This is a genomic window from Terriglobia bacterium (assembly GCA_020072645.1).
In the GTDB taxonomy this organism is placed as follows: domain Bacteria; phylum Acidobacteriota; class Terriglobia; order Terriglobales; family Acidobacteriaceae; genus Angelobacter.
In genome coordinates this window covers 112,766-134,026 of sequence record JAIQGK010000017.1, presented here as the reverse complement: position 1 = coordinate 134,026, position 21,261 = coordinate 112,766, and the positions used below count along the sequence as shown (strand labels likewise).

The 21,261-nt window shown below is 54.4% G+C and carries 19 protein-coding genes; 3 read left to right on the top strand and 16 right to left on the bottom strand.

All coding sequences use genetic code 11. The features are described from left to right. Positions 1-5 precede the first annotated feature (5 nt). Complete coding sequence (locus LAO76_23045) at positions 6-425, bottom strand: hypothetical protein (protein MBZ5493807.1); 420 nt, start codon at positions 423-425, stop codon at positions 6-8. Further along, positions 425-1,306, bottom strand: coding sequence for an ssDNA-binding domain-containing protein (locus LAO76_23040; protein MBZ5493806.1), 882 nt, complete (start codon positions 1,304-1,306; stop codon positions 425-427). Before LAO76_23040 ends, LAO76_23045 begins: the two co-directional genes overlap by 1 nt. A 243-nt stretch (positions 1,307-1,549) precedes the next feature. Here LAO76_23040 and LAO76_23035 point away from each other — a divergent pair, with 243 nt between their 5' ends. From LAO76_23035 to LAO76_23025, 3 genes are read left to right on the top strand one after another with little or no spacing between them, the layout of a single operon-like run. Then, positions 1,550-2,200, top strand: a complete 651-nt coding sequence (locus LAO76_23035; GenBank protein MBZ5493805.1) for an AAA family ATPase — start codon at positions 1,550-1,552, stop codon at positions 2,198-2,200. Between the two features lie 51 nt (positions 2,201-2,251). Further along, complete coding sequence (locus LAO76_23030; protein MBZ5493804.1) at positions 2,252-3,103, top strand: bis-aminopropyl spermidine synthase family protein; 852 nt, start codon at positions 2,252-2,254, stop codon at positions 3,101-3,103. Further along, positions 3,087-3,659 carry a hypothetical protein gene (locus LAO76_23025; GenBank protein MBZ5493803.1) on the top strand — a complete coding sequence of 191 codons (573 nt, stop codon included), beginning with the start codon at positions 3,087-3,089 and terminating at the stop codon, positions 3,657-3,659. Before LAO76_23030 ends, LAO76_23025 begins: the two co-directional genes overlap by 17 nt. Before the next feature lie 3 nt (positions 3,660-3,662). On the opposite strand, the gene LAO76_23020 is transcribed toward LAO76_23025, so the two are convergent. The 14 genes from LAO76_23020 to LAO76_22955 all read right to left on the bottom strand — a co-directional run bounded on the left by LAO76_23020 (position 3,663) and on the right by LAO76_22955 (position 21,014). Beyond that, positions 3,663-4,307 (bottom strand): hypothetical protein, encoded by a 645-nt coding sequence (locus tag LAO76_23020; protein ID MBZ5493802.1) that lies wholly within the window; start codon positions 4,305-4,307, stop codon positions 3,663-3,665. Then, the gene (locus LAO76_23015) at positions 4,304-5,278 is read right to left on the bottom strand and encodes an ImmA/IrrE family metallo-endopeptidase (protein ID MBZ5493801.1); all 975 of its coding nucleotides are present in this window, start codon (positions 5,276-5,278) and stop codon (positions 4,304-4,306) included. The genes LAO76_23020 and LAO76_23015 overlap by 4 nt, the downstream gene beginning before the upstream one ends. Before the next feature lie 45 nt (positions 5,279-5,323). Next, positions 5,324-5,800 carry a helix-turn-helix domain-containing protein gene (locus LAO76_23010; protein ID MBZ5493800.1) on the bottom strand — a complete coding sequence of 159 codons (477 nt, stop codon included), beginning with the start codon at positions 5,798-5,800 and terminating at the stop codon, positions 5,324-5,326. A 641-nt stretch (positions 5,801-6,441) separates the two neighbouring features. Further along, positions 6,442-8,979: a restriction endonuclease gene (locus tag LAO76_23005; protein MBZ5493799.1), complete on the bottom strand. Its 2,538-nt coding sequence runs from the start codon at positions 8,977-8,979 to the stop codon at positions 6,442-6,444. Beyond that, positions 8,972-10,579, bottom strand: a complete 1,608-nt coding sequence (locus LAO76_23000; protein ID MBZ5493798.1) for an Eco57I restriction-modification methylase domain-containing protein — start codon at positions 10,577-10,579, stop codon at positions 8,972-8,974. The genes LAO76_23005 and LAO76_23000 overlap by 8 nt, the downstream gene beginning before the upstream one ends. Then, the gene (locus tag LAO76_22995; protein ID MBZ5493797.1) at positions 10,576-11,232 is read right to left on the bottom strand and encodes an SAM-dependent methyltransferase; all 657 of its coding nucleotides are present in this window, start codon (positions 11,230-11,232) and stop codon (positions 10,576-10,578) included. The genes LAO76_23000 and LAO76_22995 overlap by 4 nt, the downstream gene beginning before the upstream one ends. Next, positions 11,229-11,495, bottom strand: a complete 267-nt coding sequence (locus LAO76_22990) for a hypothetical protein (GenBank protein ID MBZ5493796.1) — start codon at positions 11,493-11,495, stop codon at positions 11,229-11,231. Before LAO76_22990 ends, LAO76_22995 begins: the two co-directional genes overlap by 4 nt. Before the next feature lie 139 nt (positions 11,496-11,634). Beyond that, positions 11,635-13,428, bottom strand: a complete 1,794-nt coding sequence (locus LAO76_22985) for a DUF1488 family protein (GenBank protein ID MBZ5493795.1) — start codon at positions 13,426-13,428, stop codon at positions 11,635-11,637. 529 nt (positions 13,429-13,957) lie between these two features. Next, the gene (locus tag LAO76_22980; protein MBZ5493794.1) at positions 13,958-15,229 is read right to left on the bottom strand and encodes an SEC-C domain-containing protein; all 1,272 of its coding nucleotides are present in this window, start codon (positions 15,227-15,229) and stop codon (positions 13,958-13,960) included. A gap of 114 nt (positions 15,230-15,343) precedes the next feature. Beyond that, positions 15,344-16,318, bottom strand: a complete 975-nt coding sequence (gene tadA / locus LAO76_22975; GenBank protein MBZ5493793.1) for a Flp pilus assembly complex ATPase component TadA — start codon at positions 16,316-16,318, stop codon at positions 15,344-15,346. Positions 16,319-16,326: 8 nt separating this feature from the next. Then, positions 16,327-18,351 carry a type IV secretion system DNA-binding domain-containing protein gene (locus LAO76_22970; protein MBZ5493792.1) on the bottom strand — a complete coding sequence of 675 codons (2,025 nt, stop codon included), beginning with the start codon at positions 18,349-18,351 and terminating at the stop codon, positions 16,327-16,329. A 481-nt stretch (positions 18,352-18,832) separates the two neighbouring features. Next, on the bottom strand, positions 18,833-19,885 hold the full coding sequence (locus tag LAO76_22965) for a hypothetical protein (protein MBZ5493791.1): 1,053 nt from the start codon (positions 19,883-19,885) through the stop codon (positions 18,833-18,835). Continuing rightward, positions 19,882-20,553 (bottom strand): hypothetical protein, encoded by a 672-nt coding sequence (locus tag LAO76_22960; protein ID MBZ5493790.1) that lies wholly within the window; start codon positions 20,551-20,553, stop codon positions 19,882-19,884. Before LAO76_22960 ends, LAO76_22965 begins: the two co-directional genes overlap by 4 nt. Positions 20,554-20,720: 167 nt before the next feature. Continuing rightward, on the bottom strand, positions 20,721-21,014 hold the full coding sequence (locus LAO76_22955; GenBank protein MBZ5493789.1) for a hypothetical protein: 294 nt from the start codon (positions 21,012-21,014) through the stop codon (positions 20,721-20,723). Between the last annotated feature and the right edge of the window lie 247 nt (positions 21,015-21,261).

Here is a 21,261-nt window from a genome sequence, read left to right as displayed (position 1 = left end):
TAGCTTTAGGTGTCACCTTTCTGCTGTCTGACGAACGCCTCCAAAAAACCCTGCGCTTTCAAGTTGGTGTCCCAGATGCCAGCAAATGCGATGTGTTCTCGCTTCAGTTTCGCATTCATCAACGTTCGTCCTTCCTCCACGAAAGCAGAATACTGCTCGATGCCAGCATAATCATTCCGCCAGTAGTAGGGCACGAGGTTCATTCCTTTGCCTGATTCATCCGCCTCAAAGATCATTTCAGGATCGCGCATCAAATCGCCGTTCTGTTCTCCGTAGTGAGCCACGGAGATTGCCGGCAGACCGTTCGGGCCACGTTCCTGCGTGTCTTCGATGACCAGAGTCATCCACGGTTCGTTTTCGATTCGGATGTGAAATCCAGCTTGAAGAGGGGCGGCAAGTTCCAAGATCATGGCAACGGTTTTCATTACAGCACCTCCGTCGTTGCTGGGGTGCTTACCGCATCCCTGGGGCTGATCGCCCCAAGGATAACGGTGGACGTGCGCTGGACTACTTCAAGACTCTCTCTCAGTAGGTTTGCGTCACCGTGATAAAGCTGAATGTAATCGCTCGAACCTGTTCCGGTCTGAAGTCCCAGAGCATGACAGACCACAAAGGCCACAGCTTCGGCCTCGGTTTCCCGCACGGTCTTGGTTGTCAGAGTGCGGCGTTCGGCTCTGTGCAACATCTCGTGCGCCAATTCATGCACAAACGTGGCCAGCGTTTCGGACGGCTCCATGTCCGGCAGAATGCGAATCAAACCGCCGTAAGACATGCCCCTCGCGGGTGCAATCTTGTCGGAATATTCCAGCTTGATTCCCTGGCCAGTCGTAAAGTCGGCCAATTTGTCCAGCTTGTCGCCTACTTCGCCCTTGAATGTGCTGCCAAGTTCCGGCAGTTCTGCGCCTTCGGTCTGGCCAACATCGAACACGTACACGGCACGAAAACCGACCAAACGCGGCTCTGGCTTGTCGGTTCTGGCATCGCTCTGCTGGCTCTGGTCGCCGTCGCTGGCATTGCGCTTGTAGCCAATCATGGGGGCAAAGATCATGATGCCCTTTTCCCCGCGTTTCACTCTTCGGCCCAACTCGTTCCATGAGCGAATACCTGCAACCCTCGTTGCTGTCGGGCGCTGGCTGGCAATCAAAAGAATGTTCTGAAAACTGTAGTTGGGAAATTGAGACATGGCCGTGAGGTAGGCAGAGAGTGCGTCACTGTGTCCGGCTTCCAAAGCCTTAACCAGAGCATCGATGCTGGCCTTAACGAGTTCCTGATTGTTTTTTGTTTTGCTTGTATCCTTCAATAACATTTTTAATCCCCTGTTCCGCCGGGTAGGCTGTTTTTGTCTTTCACTTGAGCGGCAGCGAGACAAAAACAGTTACCGGCGGACACGGGGAAGAACGCAGCGGAGCGAGGGGTGGCAGGGCGCGAGAGTCGGCACGGTGAGTGCCAAAATGGTGTTGGTTGTTGTTTTGGCGCGAAAGCGTGCTTAGACCTCGCGACCGTCCGAGCCGTGGCCGAACGGCGTCCACCTAAGCGCAGCGAAGTGGAGATGAAAGACGCGCAACATGCCACCTTGTTGACTTATAGTAGGTCAGATATGGGGAGAGTAGTCCTATTGACTGGCGCACCTGGTGTCGGCAAGAGTACCTTGCGCGGTGCACTGGCAAAACGCTTATCTGGATTGCAGGCATTCGACTACGGCATGCTTCTGCTGGAGCGCAAGAAAGGGCATGGGATCACGATCCCCTATTCGGAGCTGCGCGAGAAGTCTTCCGCAATCGTTACGCCGGCTGACGTGGGCAGCGTCGATGACTGGGTAATCGGAAGAGTAAGTGAGTTGCGGCAACACTCCGATGTCATACTGGATTCGCATGCTTTGACTGCAGAGCAATATGGTCTTCGAGCGATTCCATTCTCGGCGGATCAACTGCGACAGCTGAAACTCGATGCTGTGCTGGTGTTGAGGTGTGAACCGGCCACGCTGCTAAAGCGGATTCATGACAAACCGGAGGGGCGACGGGACATTACGGAAGATTTGATGAGGGAATTACAGATACTGCAAGAGGCAGTGGGGATTTCGTATGCCATCGCGTGTGGGTGCCCAATATTTATTATCGATGTTAGTGAAAGAAGTCAGGAGCAGGTTACAGAAATGGCCATGCAGGTATTGGGGACTGTCGGACTGGGGTGTATTGGTTAGTACGTGAGTAGAAGTGTTGGCGGGGGCCGAGAATTCCTCTATGATTCGGCTATGGCTGAGGATACCGATATAGATCTGCGAGCCGCTGTCAACGCAATTTCTGATGTCGTCCAGAATAGGCCTAGGCCACTACGAGTGTTCGACCAGATTTATATGAAGACTGGAGACATGGTTCTTCAGAGTGAACTGGTGGCGCGGTGGTCAGATGGCAAGAAACTCGCTTTTATCGGAGATGGCGATGCGATCAGTGTTTGTGTTGCGTATCTTCACAGCCGAAAGATCATCAATTACGGACCTTCTCAGATCACAGTGTTTGATTTCGATGAGAGGATATGTGGGGCGATTACGCGGTTTGCAGACAGCGAACGCCTCGAACAAATCCGCGCAGAATTGTATAACTGCCTGGATGCATTTCCTGGCCCAACAGATTTCGATTGTTTTTACACAAACCCACCTTGGGGGGCAAGCAATGAGGGCGAAAGCGTCAAAGTGTTTGCCCAGCGGGGGCTTGAAGCCACTGGTTACAAGGGAGAGGGAATGATTGTGATTGCGGACGATCCCGAGCTGGAGTGGCCGAAGCGCGTGCTGGCGAATGTGCAGAGCTTCGCGATCCAATCGGGGTTTTTCGTACAAAGGATGATGCCCCAGCTACACTACTATCACCTCGACGATGCCCCAAATCTCCGCTCCTGCAACCTGATACTCAAAGCGCTGCCTGATAATCGATCCCCAGGAGAAAGCCAAAGTATTGGTGATCCCACTCGGTTGGCCCACTTCTACGGGCGTGACAATCCACCGCGAGTGCGGTACGTCCGCGAGAAAGAACGACTGGATTACGGAAAAGCGCACGAGGATGAGTACTCCCTTGAATTGATGGAGGATGGCGATGGCACCAATCATTAAACCGGGCGAAGGCTTGTTGTACATGAAGGTCGGAACCCATGCGCAAGAAACGCTAGAAGAAATAATCGAGCGTAAGAGGAAAGAGATAGAGGATGCCGGGTTTGCCCTGTGGGGATATGGTGGCAACACGTGTCATCCGGTCAGCATGGTTCAGCCATTTGCACGAAATTATGAGCAGAAAGCGGGCGTTATTTACCTGTGTATGCAGCCAATGACGTCCAAGCATTTTGCACTACCAATCCGAGCTTCAGAGTTCTCTCGTGATGGATTTACGTGGGAAAAAATTCCTGCTGCGATCAATTGCAGGGGCTCACGCTATGCTCTGACGATCAAGAATTTGCGGCGCGATGATTTTGATCTTGCGTTAGGTAAAACCAAAGTGGCGATTGGCAACAGTATGGGGCGGCTCGGCAGCCAATACGTGGCTGGTCGAGTGGACAAAGCTTGCCTAGAAGTCAGCGCGGAGGGGGTCACCCAGCCTCACGATGAACCAACCGTGCACATAGGTTTAGTCGCCGAGATAGTCACGCCATATGCGGTATTCGTTCGGGACTGACAATCAGCTCGCGAGAACGCGGGTGGCGTCTGCGCGTAGTGAACGGATATAACTACTGAGCCCTTCAAGTACCGTTTCGCGCTGTGTGGTAGCGCTGTGGCAGCCAAAGCAGATCGTAAGAGTCTTGTCCACGGACGGTTCTGCACAAATGGCTGGACGGAGCACTTCCAGGCCTGTTCGATCAAGAACGCAAAGGAAAGCCTGTTCTAGGCATCGGACCCTTCCACAAAGAGCTTGGAGCCGCACCTCTGTATCGAGCAATCGTTCCATGGCGGCTATGGCGCGTTTGTCACCGGTCAACAAGATAGCAACGACTCTCTGAATCGCGATGGCGCAGAGTTGACTCTCTCCAGTGTCGAGGTTGAGGCCTAGTTGCTGTGCGGCAGATTCAAGATCGGCGGCGAAGTTTTGCTCGGCATCCGTTGGTTCTAATTGGACGGCCGCAGAAAGGAAACCACTAAGCTCTTGTGCGACGAGCTCCAGGGGTCGGCTCAGTGCGAGCTTGCGAATTTTCTTCGGGACGACGAAACGTGCTGCTCCAAGTACTCCGACAGTGGCGGGGGTGCCGGTATAGGCCTGGACAACTTCCTGTAGTACTCCATAGCAAGCGCCTTTGTATAGGACGTCATTGTCTACAACGATATTCATGAGGGGTTGACCCCAAGGATGGCGTTCAGGTAGTCAGCGGAGTCATCGGGAACTCGTTCCAAGGCGAGTTGCGTTAAGGCGAGGTTGTTCACTTCATTCCAAACGCTTTTTGGGGATGAGTAAATGCGCTGCAAAGATGCATTGGCAGTTGCCCAATCGTTTGTGGAATAGCCGAAGCAAAGCGCCAGGGTACCTGGTTCTACTTTGAGCGCCTCTGCTGAGGCCAACGCAACACGAGCGAGTTCACGGGCGCTGTACCGCGGGCCCGAAGGCAGTACAGTTGGCCGCGCATCGCCGGTGAGCAATTCGAGCGCGAAGTGGTCTGCTGCAGCCTCTTCTGTGTCATCTTCATCAAGCGTAGGGGTTGGCGGCTCTAGATCAACTATTACGCGGTCCGACGTGAGATGAGAAAGGGATATATGCCCGATTTCGTGCGCAAGGTAAAACGCAATCTGCGCAGGGTACATTGAGTCCTTCCCCAAGAGAATCACAAAGCGGTCTTTCACCTGAACTGTCATAGCAGCCATGCGCTTCTGTGGCCACGGAAAGACCCTGAGGTGTACGACCGGGATGCCAGTAGACCAGCAAAGCGAGAGGAGATCGACTAATCGCACATAGGGCTGCTTGTCACTGAGGATCGCCTGACGCAGTTTTTCAGCACTAGCGCCGGTGATTGGCACAGCAGCCGGGGATGCGGTGATTAAAACAGAACCAATTGCTTTACCAAATGACGTTATTGCTGATTGCTCAATCTCGCTTTCGCCCGATAGATGTTTGAATCGCGCCTCGTCCCGCCAAACAAATCTGGGTTGCTGTTGATCGTCTAGAAGCGAATGCGGGTCCATCCCGAGTTTTCTGGCTAGGGAAAAACGCAGTTCCACACGCGCCGAGGCGGAACTATCGGCTTCGTCACTCCACCATCGCGGCCAGGCAGCGTTTACTGCTAAATCGCTGAGGCCCAGCTTTTTCAATCGCGATCGGAGCTGGTTCGCGTTTTCCTGCGTGCTCAATGCAAGTCATCCCCGTTTCTTTCCGACAGGTTTGAGATCTTCTAGCGCATCGATTATCTTTGCAACTGCATTTGCATGGTCTTCGGTTCCATCCCAAATACGATGAAACGCGGTCATCACTCGTTGGGGGCCTTTTTTGGGCGGCATTTCCTGGTTCGGGTCTTTTAATTGTGCATAAGTGAATAATTTTGAACGAGCGCGGCCATGCTTCAATGGAAGACCCCTCAGGGCGCGAGACACCGTGGATTGGCTAACGCCAGCCGCACGTGCCAGCTCTGTTTGCCCCAGATGCTTCTCCTCCATGAAGGCTTTCAGCGCTTCTGAATCACTTGGCACAAACTGAATAATAATGCATAATCCTATTAGATGCCTAACTATATGAATCTCCCGGGTTGTTTTTGCTGGACTCGATTTGGTAGTGAGGCGGGCCAAGGAATCGAGCATATTCTTCGGCGGAAGGAAGAAGAGCGCGTAGCCAACCAAGGCGTGTTTTTGTGGGGCATCGGTAATTCAGTGGGGGCGGCAATCGGTGAACTCGTGCGCCGTTGCGGAAGTCCAGAAGTCCTTTTTAGTCCAATCAAGAGCCCAGCCAAGCCGATGGATGTCGTGCCCGACTCTGTCGTTGCTTGGACAAAGGCTGAGACCATCGATGGACACGAGTTCCTGCTTCCGGCACATTCAATGGTCACGAGTCGGCTAAGCATTTCATCCCCGAAGAGTGCGCATTATGCACTTGTATGCTTTAGTGAGTCGCCGCTCATGGCGGGTGGGTCCTCACTCAGATTCTCTTTCGGCGCTTTGCGAAACATTCTCAGCGGTAAGCCGGTCGGTGCGTCACAGGTAACAGCCGTTGTCACCGCCACCGTTGGTGGTGCGGACGGAGGCGCTGTGTATGAGGCCCCACTTCGGGCCAATCTTGCACCCCCTTTTTTCATTCGCCTTCGAGAGCCGAGACCCATTCCTAGCTTGGCTGGGTCAAAGCAAGATTGGGCTAGCGCCGTGCAAAGTGCATGGCAGCGCAAGGTCAATTGCGCTTGAATGGGTTTGGATGCCAGTTGGAAGTAACGAAGTCTCCCATCGGGAAGCGCCCAAGATTTGAAGTCCCGGTGAACCACACTGCCGTCTTACTCTCTTCCGACTACAGTGTCATAGAGCCCATAATGTGTGAGTCCTTCGTGGCTCTCGATCCCCGTGTACCGTAGCGACGCATCCTCGTAGCGGCGGAATGCGAACACCGCCTGGTTCATCTGCTCGGTGTTGAAGACCTTGAGGTTCACCAACAGATGGAAGTCCTTCACCGTCAGACCGGTGACGGCCAGGAACAACTCCGGCTCCAACTTAGTGATCACGTCTTGCAATGTGTTCTCGCGAAAATCGGTGAGGTACATGAACGCAGGGATGCGCGTAGCGAACTTGATCAGTTTTTCTTGCACGAGCTTGCGCTTGGACTTGTATTCCTTTTCCTCATCGGTGAGCTGCTTCTTTTCTTTCTCCGTCAGCTCCTTGTTTTTGGCTTTGTTCTTGAGTTCTTTGACCTTCTCGCTCTTGTTAATGATGGTCTCGATGATGTTGTCGCCCAGCGCACGCCAGCCCTCGATGCGTTCTACGGCGGCCATTGCCTCGGGGTTATCGAGGACTCGGCGTAGGGTGTCGTTGTCTACGTTCACCAGCAGAGCGCTCTCCCATTTGCGCGCCAGCAGCGTAGCCGAGGTGCCCGTCATCGCAGTTTGCAGAATTCCGCCAGCATCTATCTGAATCATGTTCGCGCCGTCGTAGGCTAGCACTGGCAGGTACGAGACGAGGTCTCTAACGGCGTTCTCCGGATTCGATTCGTTGGGTGACAGTCCGATGCCGTAGTCGGAGACCTGCCGGAGAGCGCGGGTGAGGGCAAAATCGAACACAAAGCAGACAGGTTTGAGAATGTCTTCCTCGTCCGGGTCATCGCCATTCGGGTTCCTGATCGACCATGGAGACTGCACGCGGAAAGCGGCTTGAAAATAGGTCTCAGGACTCTTCAGATTGCGCAGCATCAGGATCGCAGACCATTGTGGAATGGTTACGCCAGTGGTTAGCTTGCCGCATGACAGTGTGATTGTCTTGGTGTCGAAGCCGCTCCCAATGGCGTCACGCACCGGCGGTAGAGCATCGAGCCCGATCCCTGCTGATGCACCGGCGGCCACCACAACGTGGTACTCGTGCCAGAAGATATTGTGTTTCTCGGCCAGCAGGCCCTTCATCGCGTAGCAAGCAGCAACACTGGGCAAGAACCAGAACGAGTGCTGCAGATACGGCAGGAGCCGCACATCTGAGTAAGGGAAAGGTGGGCGCGAGCCCGTCTTTAAGCCCTCGACCTCCTTCGGTATGTACTGGCCCCGAATAATGTCGAGCCACTTTTGTACGTCGCTTTTGTGCTTGAGCTGCGCGTCTTCTTCTAAGCCCGTAGCCGCAAAAAATTCGTTAAGGTCGAATTCGTTGAACTCTCCCGCGCTCGCTACCGCCAGCAGTTCCTCTGGCATGCGGTAAGTAAGCAGTCGCATTTGCGGCAGTGCGCCATATGGATTCCACTTGCCTGGTTTTTTTGCCGCAAACTCTTCCTTCGCGCGCTGTTCGTCTGTGTAAGTCCAGTTGAAAATTTGTTCCTCGATGAACTCGCCGGTGGCAAGCGCCCTGAAAGGTGTGCCGGACAGATAGAGGTAAGCTCTGGTCGTAATCGGGAGGAACTCGGTCTCCTTTTCCGAGAGGACTTCGAGGCCTTCGTTTACATTTTCCAGCGCGGCTGCGTATTCGATCTTCGCTTCCTTCTGCGCGACCGCTTCTTCCTCGCCGTCAAACAGTTCTTTCGCCGTCTCCCTCCAAGCGCCGAAGTGGTATTCGTCGAATACTACGAGGTCCCAATTCACCGTGTGTAGCCATTCGTTCTTAGGCTTGATGTTCCCCGCCGAGTCGCGGCCTAGCAAGTCCTGGAAGGAGCCGAAATAGACAACAGGTTTCTTGTGATCGATTTGCGTCGGGTCTCCCCCGGAGGATTTCGACAGGTACTGCCAGCCATTGAAGTCCACATGATTTTCGAGGTCCGTCTGCCACGCATCTTCCACCGCGGGCTTGAAAGTCACCACGAGCACCCTCTTGGCACCAAGCTTCCGAGCGAGTTGGTAGGTGGTAAAGGTTTTTCCGAACCGCATCTTTGCGTTCCACAAGAAACGTGGGACCGCGTGCATGTCTTCTGCCCAGCGCGAGAGGAAGTAGGCGTGCGTTAGCTTCACCGCTTCGGCCTGTTCGCGGCGCATGGAAAACGTTTGGTGACGGGTGCCAGTGAAGTTCTGCCCCGTGCGCAGTTCGATGAGCACGGTCTTTACGTCCGGGAGGGTGCAGCGCATCCATTCCAGGTCGGGGTTCGCGAACTTCTTCCTGACGAGCGCCGTGCGCACCTCGTGGTCGCTGAAAATGGTTCCGTCATCGCGCTCGGCGGACTCTTCTAGTTCGATCTTGTAGTTCTTGATAGCGGCGGTCTTGAGTTGTTCGGAGACCCGCTGCTTGACATTGCGCGTCGTCTGCCCAATTTTGAGAAGACCCTTGTGAGCCGCATCGTCAATCGAATAGGCATAGATGCGCGGCCGGGCCTCCGGCTTGGCCGCGAGGATTTCGGCAATAGGCTTACTCATCTTCGATTTCGTCCGCAGCGGCCTCATCGAACAGGTCGGCGTCGTGCTCGGCAACCTGCGACTCGATGAAGGCAATCTCGTCCTTGTTCAGCCCGTACCGCTTGTAAAGTTCGGCGTCTGTCCATTCTTTGTTTAGTGGAAGGTCCGGGATGAAGGCGTAGACATGCTTAGGCGCATCCTGGGTGGACTTGCGGAGGGACACTAGAAAGCGAGCAAAGCGCGTACGCAGGTAGCTCGCGTAGTAGTTTGCCTCGACTTCGGTGTCGAAAAGGCCGGCAACGAGATAGCTCTCGGTGCAAGCCGTGCCCGGCTCAGCAACGATCGGCTTGCTGAGGAACTTGGTCTCGATCGCCGCACTGGTGCCTTGGACACGAGTCATCAGAACCTTCCACTTGTCGATCCAGTCAACATTTGTTGGGATCTTCGAGCGCTCGACCCAGCTAACCTTCTGGGACCCGAAGAGCTTTACGGGCTTCTTGAGACCGCTGGAAGTCGGCTTGCCGTGGAAGAACGTACGAAGACCAAACGGTTTCTGACTGGATACTCGACCAACAAGAGTTGATTCGCCCTTGGCCTTGACCTTCTCTAGAATCGGCACTGCCTCATTGCGCCGGACGAGAACGTCGTACACGTCCAGATAACGGGCAACGGCGGGGCCGGTCGGCTGCCCGTCCCAGATCGTCTGGACAAGGCAAGGCCCTTTGTGCTCGCGATCCCACAGGAAATAAGATATGCCGCCCCGAATCTTGACTCCCGGGAAACCCTCGTAGAGCTTTGGGTAATCCACAATGGTCCAGATGCGCGTGTCAGAAAGCATTCGTTCGCGGTACTTATCGAGGCCCTTGCCCCCAGCCATCCATCGCGAAGGCGTTACGAACACTGCGTACCGTGGATCCAGCTCTAGCGCCTTTTCCACGAATAATTGGTAGATTGGCGCAGCGCTCGTACCGTAACCTCCATCGTCCAACTGGTACGGCGGATTACCTATGATGACGTCGAACTGCATATTACCTCCAAACATCTCGTCGATCTGAGCTTGTACGTCATCCGTATGGATGAACGCATAGGCGTGGGTTTCAAGACCTTCACCGCGGTCGAGCGTTTTCTGGCTTGCACCGCAAGATTTGCATCTGCCGTCCCGCCAGTTGTGCTCCGTGCGCTCGAACCAGATGTGGCCTCCTTCGCTGGTGAAGCCTCTGGCAATCGAATGCGGGCTATTTGCTTGCTTTGAGCAATACAGGCTACGGCGCGCAAGCAAGCTCGTTAGCCGAGTGGTGCCAATGCCAAAAACCTGCTTGGTGAGGATATGGTCGACTCGCTCCTCCAAATCAGGGATCTGCGCTGCCAACCCTTTGGTGAGGCGGCTGGTGATTTCGCGCAAGAACACTCCTGACTTGGTGCAGGGGTCGAGGAACCTGACAGAGCTATCGGCCCAGAGGTCCGCTCCGCCATTGTTTGCCGCCCAAGCCTCAGCCAGAGTGTCAAGCATCCGATTGGCGAACTCCGGCGGAGTAAATACCTCGTCATTGGAGAGGTTCGCTATGCAGGTCAAGATATCCGGGTTGCGCCCACGGAGCGAAAAGCTCACCTGTCCGCTCATATGGCTTCCCCCAAGCCAACGTCAAAAGGCAAGCTCGCAAGCTCCCGCGCACTGATTGGCGGATACTCCTTGATCGGGGTAAAGATCTCATGCTTGCCGAGATGGGCGAAAAGCGATCCTTCCCGGCTGAAAGAAGACATTTGCGCAAGAGCTTCAAGGCGGAAGTCTCGCCGTTGGAACCTACCCTTGCCGAGGTATCCCCACTCGGAGAAGGTAATGGGGCGCTCCTCATCGGTGAGCATCGTCAGCGCGTCACCATGCACCAGATTCTGGGACAGAACATAGGAAGCGGCCAGATAGAGCTCATCCGTTTCAGCCAGGTTCAAATAGTCGGCAAAGACCTCAAGCATGTTGGCGCGGCACTCCGCGATATTGTCCGCCAACAGCTCAACCCCGTATGTGCACATCAGCGCCAACAGAGCGTAATGCCGCCTCTCGAAGTCAGACTTGCTGTACTTCGCCTCCACGGCGGCTAGTTTGCGCTGCAAGACGGGGATGAGGAAGTTTCCACTTCCGCACGCAGGCTCCAGGAAACGAGAGTCGATGCGCTCGGTCTCGCCCTTCACCAGGTCGAGCATCTTCTCGACCAGCCACGGAGGCGTAAACACTTCTCCGTGGTCTGCAACACGCCTTTTGGATTTGATCAGATTCATGGGTGACGACTTGCTATTTCTGCCGGTAATTTGAGGCGGTCGGGGACAATCTGCTGGCACACCGCATCGGGCATACTCAATGGGGTCTTACGGATGGCACGGGAGCAATGCAAGTCGTAAGTTCCGTTGGTAGGCGCAACAGGATCGGTCTCCGGCGTGACTAACCCCACCGGCGCGTTGCTGACGCGCTTCTTGTCGGTGTGCTCATACCGCTTTATCAGACGCTTCGGCGACTTGCCGCCGCTCTCCTTCCCTCGTGGCATCTACTAGTTACCTCTTAAAGAAAAAGACATTGTGGAGAACGCTGAATTCTAAGCTGGGAGGGTATCAAAAGCCAGTGACAAGCCTATCGCCGCTTCTTTCCGAGAGTCGTTCAGCAACTCCTCCCGCCAAGGGTCGATGCTACAAATCGCCCGTGCGGACAAGAACGGACCCGTCAGATTCCGTGTCTCCAGCAAGATATTTTTCCCGCGCATACTGCTCAATGGCCGGACGGTTCGCCTGAAATATTTCAACCTTGTCCTTGCCGTCCCCTTTGAAGTGGTCGTCGAGGGCTTCTCTGCTAATGGCGCAACGGACTCGCCTCTGCCCATCCTGGCCCCAAAATACGACTATGGCCCGATCGAAAATGTATCTCGCTTCCGGTTCTGGAAACGTGAGGTCGTGTTGTTCAAGGGACCACTGCACGCGCTGCGCCACAAACACCGCGAACAACTTGATGTCCATATCGATACTCGCGCGATCCAGGGCGCTGAGATAGGCGTCGCGATCCCGAACGCGGATCACAGTCCACGGATAGCCACCGGAGGCCAGCATCGCATTCATCACAAACCGAGCCATTCGTCCGTTGCCGTCAGGATACGGATGGATATATCCGAATAGCCAGTGTCCGAGGACGGCACGAACGCTCGGCTCGGTTTCCTTTTCGAGCAGATCGAACAGCGACGGCATGGCGTCGCGTACAGCTTCCCACCGTGGCGGCACATACCGTGATGTTCGCAGATAGACCGCATCATTCCGGTAGCCGGCGAGAGCTTCGGCGGGAATCAAGCCCGCAGCTACGCAGGGTTGAAACAACTCGCGATACCACTCCCTGTGAGTGGTGCGCGCCAAAGTGCCAGGGTTGGCACCCGCAATTATTTTCGCAACCGTTTCCTTTACTTTTTGGAAAGCCTGCCAGTATCCGCGCGCCGCGAGTGCGTCGCGATTCTTGCGGTCATCATCATGGTGATCCGGGTCCCAGTCACCCTTCTGCACTCTCTCGATTAGTGCCGGAGTTACCCTGTACCCCTCGATGGACAGTGAGTGGTAGGCATCGCTCTGGTAGATATTGTCCACGAAGCGCAGATATTCATCCCGGTTCTTGGGAAGCCCCTGCGCTTTGGGGAAATTCTCAATAACTACACCACGCATGGATTCCCACATTGCCTGCATACGTCCGACGATGGGCGATATAGATGCAGGCAACGAGCTAAATGTCTGCTCAGGCGCGAAGGGATCAGCCTCACGCACATCGTGCCCTGCCGCTTTCATCGTGCTGATGATTTCGTCCGCAATTTGTACGCGACCAATACGGCGAAATGCGCCGGCGATCTGTCCCGCTTTTACCGTGCGAGCGCCACTCAGGAGCTGTCGCAGCACATCCGATGGGTCTGCAAGGCTCGCGAGCAGGACTTGGGTCTCAATTGGATTGCGGCTTAAGAACGCCTCGGGCGCTCTCACCAACGCAGCCGCCGGAGAAAACACGCGGAGTTCGTTCTTCATTGACAGGTCTGCTGGAGGTGGCATCTCGGCCTGTTTCAGGTCGTAGAGCGATGTGCCGAACAACAGGTCCATCTTGTGGTTTGTGCCTTTGGGGCTGTAGACCACGACCTGGGTCGGGATGACGGTATTTTCGGCTTGCAGGAGAATCGATTGTTCTGGCGACAGATGCCACTCGTTCCCAAACCGGTCATTGCAATAACGCCCGCAGAATTCCCAGAACGACGCATACCATGGGGTGCTGTCGCCGGCGCTGGCGCTCGGGCTGGAAGACATCAGCCAGCCTTTCATCACTTCCTGTAGGAACCCGTTGGCGAGCAAACGCTCCCGATGCGTGCGGCTTAGGTCGTCCGACCGGAATATGCGCCGCCCATCCTTCTGAAGCTCCTGAAGGACTGCCAGCGATTCAGCCAATTTTTGATTCGGTTGCGGCATTTGTATAAGGGCATTCCTTTGCGTATTATCACAAGCTTATTATGCTGTACGAATGCAAGCGTATCATGCCGAACACATACAAGCAAATACTGCTGCGCCGATACAAGCTGATTCTGCTAATAGCCTATTTTCATATAGATATCAAAGAAATGAGGCATTGCGCTCCGGGCGGACGTCTGCCTGTGTTCTTGCTTTTCTCCCATTGTCAGATCGCGCCATGGGCAAATGACATTGCTAACCCGGCCATAGCGCGTGTTTCAATACGTCATCACTTAATCGCATCTAGCGACGTTTTGTTCTGCGACCAGGGCAGAAGGTCTTGCCTCCGGTAGGCTCGTCCAGGACGGAGATGTCGCGTCAAATTGGTCTAGGGTGCTCGTCGGCGTCATCCCTGATCCCCTATTCACGGCGACCCCAGATCCAAGGTTAGCGCCAACGGGAGCCGCTCTGGGCATGAGAAACCATCTCTAATGATAGGGGGATCACGAGACTTCACTTCAGCTTTATGATGCGCTATTGCCGCGCAGTTCTATTCGTTCTCAATCCGTGAATTCATCCGAGCGACTCGTTTTTCCTCGAATTCCTTTGCCAACCTCATTCCATCCTTCATTTGTTGTTCTGACAGAGGCAAACTGTAGAGTTCATCGACGACGGATTTTGTGTGCTTGATCATGGTGGGCCTGTCAAAAGTTGTGATGTCGCCGTTCGCAATGACATAGATGGCGAGCCGGCGCGCATCGCCGTCAATCTCTCCCTTCGTTCTGAGGAAGCGCCGCACGAGCCAAAGCACAGCGTCAATGAGCTGTAGGCCGACGCGGTTATTTGACTGCGCGGATTCCAGATTGCAGTCAAACGTCAAGGCTCCGCGAACTACTGGCAGCGGATTGCACACATTGGACGTATCAAGTTGGAACTGCTTTGAGTGGTCGTGCATTAACTTCAAATGCTTCATGAACTGGTTCTGCTCGTCGTGAATAAACTTCACCACCCGTGTGCCGGTCTGCTCGTGGAGGGTATGCAGCATATCCACAATCAGTGTGATTGCTACTACGTTCGGTGCATGCAGTGGGTGGTATCCTCCCTCCATTAGTTGTTTTGGGTGTGCCATCCCCCACGTCAGAGCATCCCGCAACAGCTGTACGGTCCGGTCGTCATAGACTTTCTTCTTATGGAGCAACTCCAAGCGTTCGAGCGGGATCTTCATCATTTCGGAGAACGCCGCGCCGTCGTTTTGCTCGAATGCTTTCCACCATTGAACCAGGTCATCCTTTTCCAGTAGCTGGATTAGCTGAACCGCCAACGGCAGGCGGGTTGCCGGGGGTCCATACTGAAATAGGCTCATTGCCTGGTTCGTCCCGCTGTCGAGTACTGTGTCGGCAAACTTTGTCGCGGCGAAATGAACCTTGTCAATTTTTGTGAACAGAAACCTCGAACCAGTCTTCGCGAACAATCTGCCGAGCTTATCCCCGATCTTGTCGATGCCGGAGAGTCCCAACGCATTTCCGTGAAGTTCATGCTGGCCGAGCACCGCCAGGCATTCCGCTACCACCGGTGCGGCAATTGCCTCGAAGTTCGGCTGTGTGATGAGTGTTCCCGTCCAGAACTCCGGTTGATTGGGGTCGAAGAGATGGCTCCCGGAGTTCCCGCTTTCATCAGTGTAGGCGATGAGATCTTGGCCGAAGGTCTCTGGGGTCCGCAAGAGGGGAGTCTTTTCGGCAGTTCTGACGCTGCCGTGGCATTTCTTGTATTTCTTCCCTGACCCACAGGGACATGGAGCGTTCACTGGAAACTTCTTACTCATGACAATATGAAATGCCTATTGTCGCACTTTCGCGAGCTCTTCGGATCGTACCTTAATGCCACTCATCCTCCTCGGAACAGCGTTCAGAATGGCCGGAATCCTCACCACGGCTTATCAACTTCGCGGAGGGAGATGATCCCAGGGATTCAGGTCGTCGAGTCTGCATTCGTTTCTTTCGTTATCAAACCCTCGCATCACGGCGATCTCTGAAACTGCACGCTGCCCTTTAGTCCTACCGATGTGGACCAAAAGGTCCACTGCGCTTCCAATGTTTGCCATGATCGCCCGGTGCGGCAGCTCGATACCGCTCTGTAGGACGCAATCTGCAAAGCGGGTGACGGCTTGGCGAGCGGAATTCGCGTGAAGCGTACAGAGACTGCCTGCGTGTCCCGTATTCAATGCCTGGAGTAAATCAAACGCTTCTCCCCCACGCACTTCGCCCACGATGATTCTGTCCGGCCTGTGGCGCAGAGCCGCCTTCAGCAAGTCGCGGACGGTTACGGCTGACAATCCTGCCTGCTCGCGGCGAGTTTCAAATCGCACGAGATTGCTTTTGCGGATGTTCAACTCGGCGGTGTCTTCTATGAGGAGAATCCGTTCATCGTCTGAGATGGAATCGGCAAGGATATTTAGCAGCGTAGTCTTGCCACTACCTGTCCCTCCGCTGATGAGGATGTTTTGTCGATTGGTGACCTTCTCGCGGAGCAACTCGGCGGCGTCCGCTGCGAGCGTCCCGTTTTCTATGAGGTCCGCCATCGTGAAGTGTCTGGTGTTGAATTTGCGGATTGTGAGGGTGATTCCGTCAATACTGCAAGGTGGAAGCACTGCGGCCACGCGGCTCCCGTCTGGCAGGCGGGAATCCAAGATCGGCTTCTCTTCGGAGATATCATCCCCTAATCGGCGCGCAATGTTTCGCACGGCAGCGTTGAGCGCCTGCTCAGAAATGGTGATGCCTGGAACCTGGGTGAGCTGCCCACGCTTTTCAATGAAGATCTGCGATCCCGCGTTCACCATGATTTCGGAGATGTCCGGGTCCAGAATGAGGTGTTCTATCGGCCTCAGAAATGGAAGTATCGTTTCAAACTGCATGGCTTCCCTCACAACAGCCCACGGGCGATCTGGTCAAAATAGGAAACATTCGGGTCGAGGTAATACGGCTTCAAATAGCAGAGCGTGGCCTCCATTGGATTCAGACCGTCATACGGGAGTACGACTGCCTGAGCGTTGGCGAGTTCTGCGAGAAACTTCTGGCTGAATCTGTAATCGAGCCTCACGCTGTAGCTTTTGGAAGCGCTGATGCTGCCTCGATCTGAAACGGTCTTTCCCGTCAGTAGGCTCAGTTTTGAATCCTGCCCAGATTCGGAGATGTTGTAGGTCACGAACGGCCTGTCCTCACGGCCACACAATTCGCTAGCGAGTCTGGTTGAGAAATCGTCCGCAAGAGCCAGGAATATCTTTGTGCGGAAGGTTTGGAGAAGCGTCCTGTAGCTGTCGCCGGAGAGCGTTGACTTCAACGAACTGATGCTCTGTGTTGCGACAATGGGGATACATTTCGATTGCCGTGACAAACTGAAGAACTTTTCGTCGCCGATTGGATCACTCTCGCCGACTGTGGCAAAACTCTGGTATTCATCACACATCAAGAAGACTTGCCGGAAATACCTTTCCCGATCGCGTTCCATCTCCGGTATTCGGCCCAGAACTGCCCGCTGAAAATCCAACTTGAGCATCGTTCCGAGAATTCTGGCGAGACTGGCGTTCAAGGAAATCGGGAAGTTGAGGGCGCATATCTTTCCGTGCTCGATCAGCCAATTGAATGACGGAAAGGGCTTCCCATAGGGGAAGGACCCGTTCTCATCGGGCACATTGACTGCTGGATCGTAGGTTTGCTTGGGCGGGCAGAAAATCCGCTTCACTGCCGGATTGATGTCGAAGAGTGAGAGGAAAATAGAAACGCCTTCGACAATCGAGCTGCGTAGCTTTTTTTCCAACCCCATCCAGTCGTCGAAATACCAGCGCTTTACAGCTTCCAATTGCTGCCGCTTGATGTCGTCCAGGCCAGACGAAGCCTCGATGGTGAATCTCTGGTATTCGAGAGCAGTTCCTTGCTTGCTGAGGAGTTCTTCCAATCTGGCCGATGCCGGAGCCTTGTACACCCCTTTGGGGTCGTCATATGCGAAGGCGATTTCTGCAAACGTGTTGGCGAACTTTTCGTTTCCATATACCTCGGGGGTTACGCAGACGTACTCGCGAGTCTCGAATCTGGCTTTGCCCTCCTCAATTCGTTTTTCAAGCTTCGGGGGTGAGATCGCGCACTCGTAAACATCAAAGAACGTCACGTAATCGTAGAGCACCTTATGCAGCAGAATGATGTGCTGAAGCATATTGGTATAGGCCTGTTGCCAGAATGGCTCTTTGCCATGTCCGTACAAATTGTTTAGCAGCGAAGCGACGCTATAGGCCAAAGCTGATGAATCCAGGTCGTTATGCAGAGGGTTGTAGCGGTAGTCAGAATTCAAGGCGATTTCCACGTAGTCGTCCTCGCGGTCATGCTGTCGGGCAATCTCCCGAATCTGGTGGCAGAAATCTCCTTTGACCTCCAGCACGAGCCCGCCAATCCGTTTGGCCGGCTCATTAGCGTTGAACGCGATGAGCTGCTCGGCAAATGGACGCATACAGCATGTTGTTTTTCCCGTTCCAACTGCCCCGAACACTCCGATGCCAGTAAACAATCCTTTTTCTGGAATCGTCAGCCATTGCGGGTCGCTGGCGTGAGTAACTCTTGTCGGGTGATGAATCTCTCCGATGACGAGGAACAGATCGTCCCTGAGTTTTGGATCGGGATATGGCGGAAGCGAGTGCCGCTTCTGTTTCCGCTTCCGAGCAAAGCTCAACACATAGATCCCTGAGAAAGCGGCGGAGTAAATGAAGAACGGCGTAGTAAACAAGAACAGCGTGTAGCTCCCGGCGAGAACCGAGTAAACGAGCGGGTCTCTGAGGGCCACGTATTGCAGGTAGAGGTTGCCCTGGGGAAATGGGTACATAGTGAAGAGCATCAATCCGGTCATGCCGGCAAGAACCAAGCTCACAAACGTCCGCGAATTGGCGATTCTCTCCAGCATGGCAACTCACCTTTTCGAGGCACTCGTTGGAAGACTCTTGTCTGACGATTGAGTAATCCCGTTGTGATTCTGGTCTGTCGGGACGCGCCTGCGTGGACCGCGGCGTGGTTGCGAATCATTCTTGTGAAGGTCGTACCACGGTTTGAATTCGCCGTCGCTTTGGAACAAGAATTTCAGCGCGCCAGAAACTACTTGGTCATTCGTAGCGCCACTGAACCGGCAATAGGCCCGCAATGTCTCCTGCAAGTCGTTTTCGATTGCAGCTTTGATCTGAGTTCTTGATTGCTTTTTCTCGACCTGAATAATTGGCATCTCATCCTCCTCTTCATTTCACTGGCGGTACTGCGGGGAGCGACCTCCGAAGCCGGTCACGGACACGCCGCGTTAGGCGGCGGGTGGGGTCGCTCCCCGCAGTACCGTTGCACTTGACCTCGTATCTGTTTTCGCAGCCATGTTTGGAATCTCCATTGTTTTAAGCTCCTTACGCACTGCGCTCCTGTCCCGGAGGTTGGGCGGATGATTGGGCGGCTCCTTCGACCGCAGATGGGCCTAGCCGCCCAAGGTTCGGCGCTACGAGGAATGTTTCAAAATGCTCGCCAGGACTACCGATCTCGGCCTCACAGTCGATCTCCGGCAGCTTTCCTGTTTGTTTCCAATTCTGGTACTGCCTCTCGTATTTGGCATCGGAGTACCGTTTGAGCCCGCGTTGCCACTCAATTACCTCTCGGTGGGCGAGTTCTTTGAAGCGCTTTTCTTCGGCCATCTTCCGCAGCCTGAAAAACGTTGCAAGGTGTCTTTTTTCCCGGTGGCGCTCGGTTCCTGACAAAGCCTGAGTAAATACCTCTCTCGCGGATGAAAAGCTCGTTGTGGAGGTCGAGACGAAGATCAATTTGAAACTGCCGCTCAAAGCATCAAACAAAGCCCGATACCTCTGGATGAAGGAAGCAAAGGTTTGTAAAGAACGAATGTCGTCCTCGATGTAAGTGAAATTCGTAAGCGATGCCGATGCGTCCCCTGAGATAAATATTGGGAACTTCTCAACGAAGTAGCGGCGCGTTTCTGCCCCCGTCTGTCCGCGAAAGAGTTTCGCGGGCAAGGCATCTGGCCTGACATGTTTCGCCTCGGCGAAATAGGAAACTTTGTCGGTCTCTTCTTCGAGGAATTGGCAGTCGAGATGTGACAGCACAAAGTCCAAGCCGAGGACTCTAACGGCTGCTTTCTCCAATAGTCCGTAGCGCCCCGGCTTGCGGTGGCGAGAATTCTCGTTCCCGAGTGCGGCATAGACCATGCGTGAGAACAGGTGGTAAATCTTCTGGGTGCCGCGCTCGGGTAGGTGTTCCCTCACGTGCTGTTTCTGGATGGCTTTCTTGAGGAAATATGTGGCCGGACCTCGGCCAGCAACATCCACAAACTGCATGAACTGCCGCTGAAGAAAGAACCCCGAGTGCACAGCCACGATGTATAGAAACTCCGCTTCTCGCGGCGTGTACCCAAATTGCGTTAGGGCTGCGATGGCCTCTGGATGAATTTTCATAGCGACATCACCTCACCGATCAAGTCCTCACCGCGTTCGGCTGACCTTCCGCGATAGTCCTGGTTGTAAAGCTTGAATCCCGCTGCGGCCTTGGCTGCGATCTGACGGGCCTTGTAATGTCCGGTCACACATTCAAGGTCCACCTTGCATTGCTCCTGATCTCTGGACTCGAATTCGATGCGAACATCCGGGAACTGAATCTTGCCTTCAACGATCTTTAGTCCGTGCGCCTCGGCAATTTCCTGACGTAGCCGCTCGCGCTCTGCCGGCGGAATGGTCTGGATTGTCGCGAGGTGGCGATTGACCTGCTTTTTTAACTCGAAGTCGAGCACGACTCGTTTCGGTGTGCCGCCCCCCTTTGAGATTTTGTTGGCCTCTTTTTGATACACGTCATAGATAGCAGCATCGTGGCGGAGTTCCCGTTTCTTCACAATTCCCGAGTAGACGGCTTGGTCTCGTTTGGAGAGGGCCGACTGCGTAAGTTCCTTCCCGGCTCTTGTCAAAGAGATGTATTCGCCATTTGCCCTCGAACCGGAGTGGACGGTAAGAAGGCGTTGCTCACGAAGACTTCGTAGGTCTTTGCGGAAGCGTTCATCCTTGTTGTCGTAAAGATGTTTCCGCAGAGAGTTCGCGGTGATTGTTCTGAAGCCTCCCAGGTCCTGAAGCATTCTTGACTGGTCGGAGTTCAACCGATACCTTTGGCCGCGACTTTGGTAGATGCTTTTGGAGTCGTGCTCTCGGTTCTCGTGAGAAATCTGGCGTGGGGACTGGTCGGTAGATGTGGCCCGGTCTTGACTGGGTCTTAGGGAATCGTCATTCAGGGAGCGGCCCATCTCTACTCCTCGGACCGCTCGCGAATCTCAGTTGAGAGGTCGTCCTCTCCGATCCTGAGCTGCTTGTCCACGTACACGAGCTTCTGGCCGGTGTGCTTGAGAAAGAACCGTCTGGCGAGCAGGAAGAACGCGGCGAACAAATTGGCAAAAAGCAAGACGGCATAAAGGCCAATCGCCCATCCGTAGTCACGAAAGATAACCTGACGGTAAGGAATCAGGAATTTCAGCCGATCCATCAGCAGGAATGCAAACGCCATGAAAAGCGTCAGGGCCAAAAGGAGTGCGTTGCCGATCATTGAGTACCTCTGCGCACTCAGACGCAGGAACTTAGTGTTTCGACTCGGGCTTGTTGAAAGGAGACAACACTATTGAAATTGTTTGATTGTTTCCGAATTGCGGTTATCCGACAACAATCGGGAGAAGCTGCTGTAGGAGGTTGGACGCACGAGCTGAGCCTTAGTGTCCTTCACCAGGTGATCTCCACTGCAGTGTGCGCCAATGTTAACGTGCTTTGCATGCACAATGGCGCGTTTTGCATAGCGC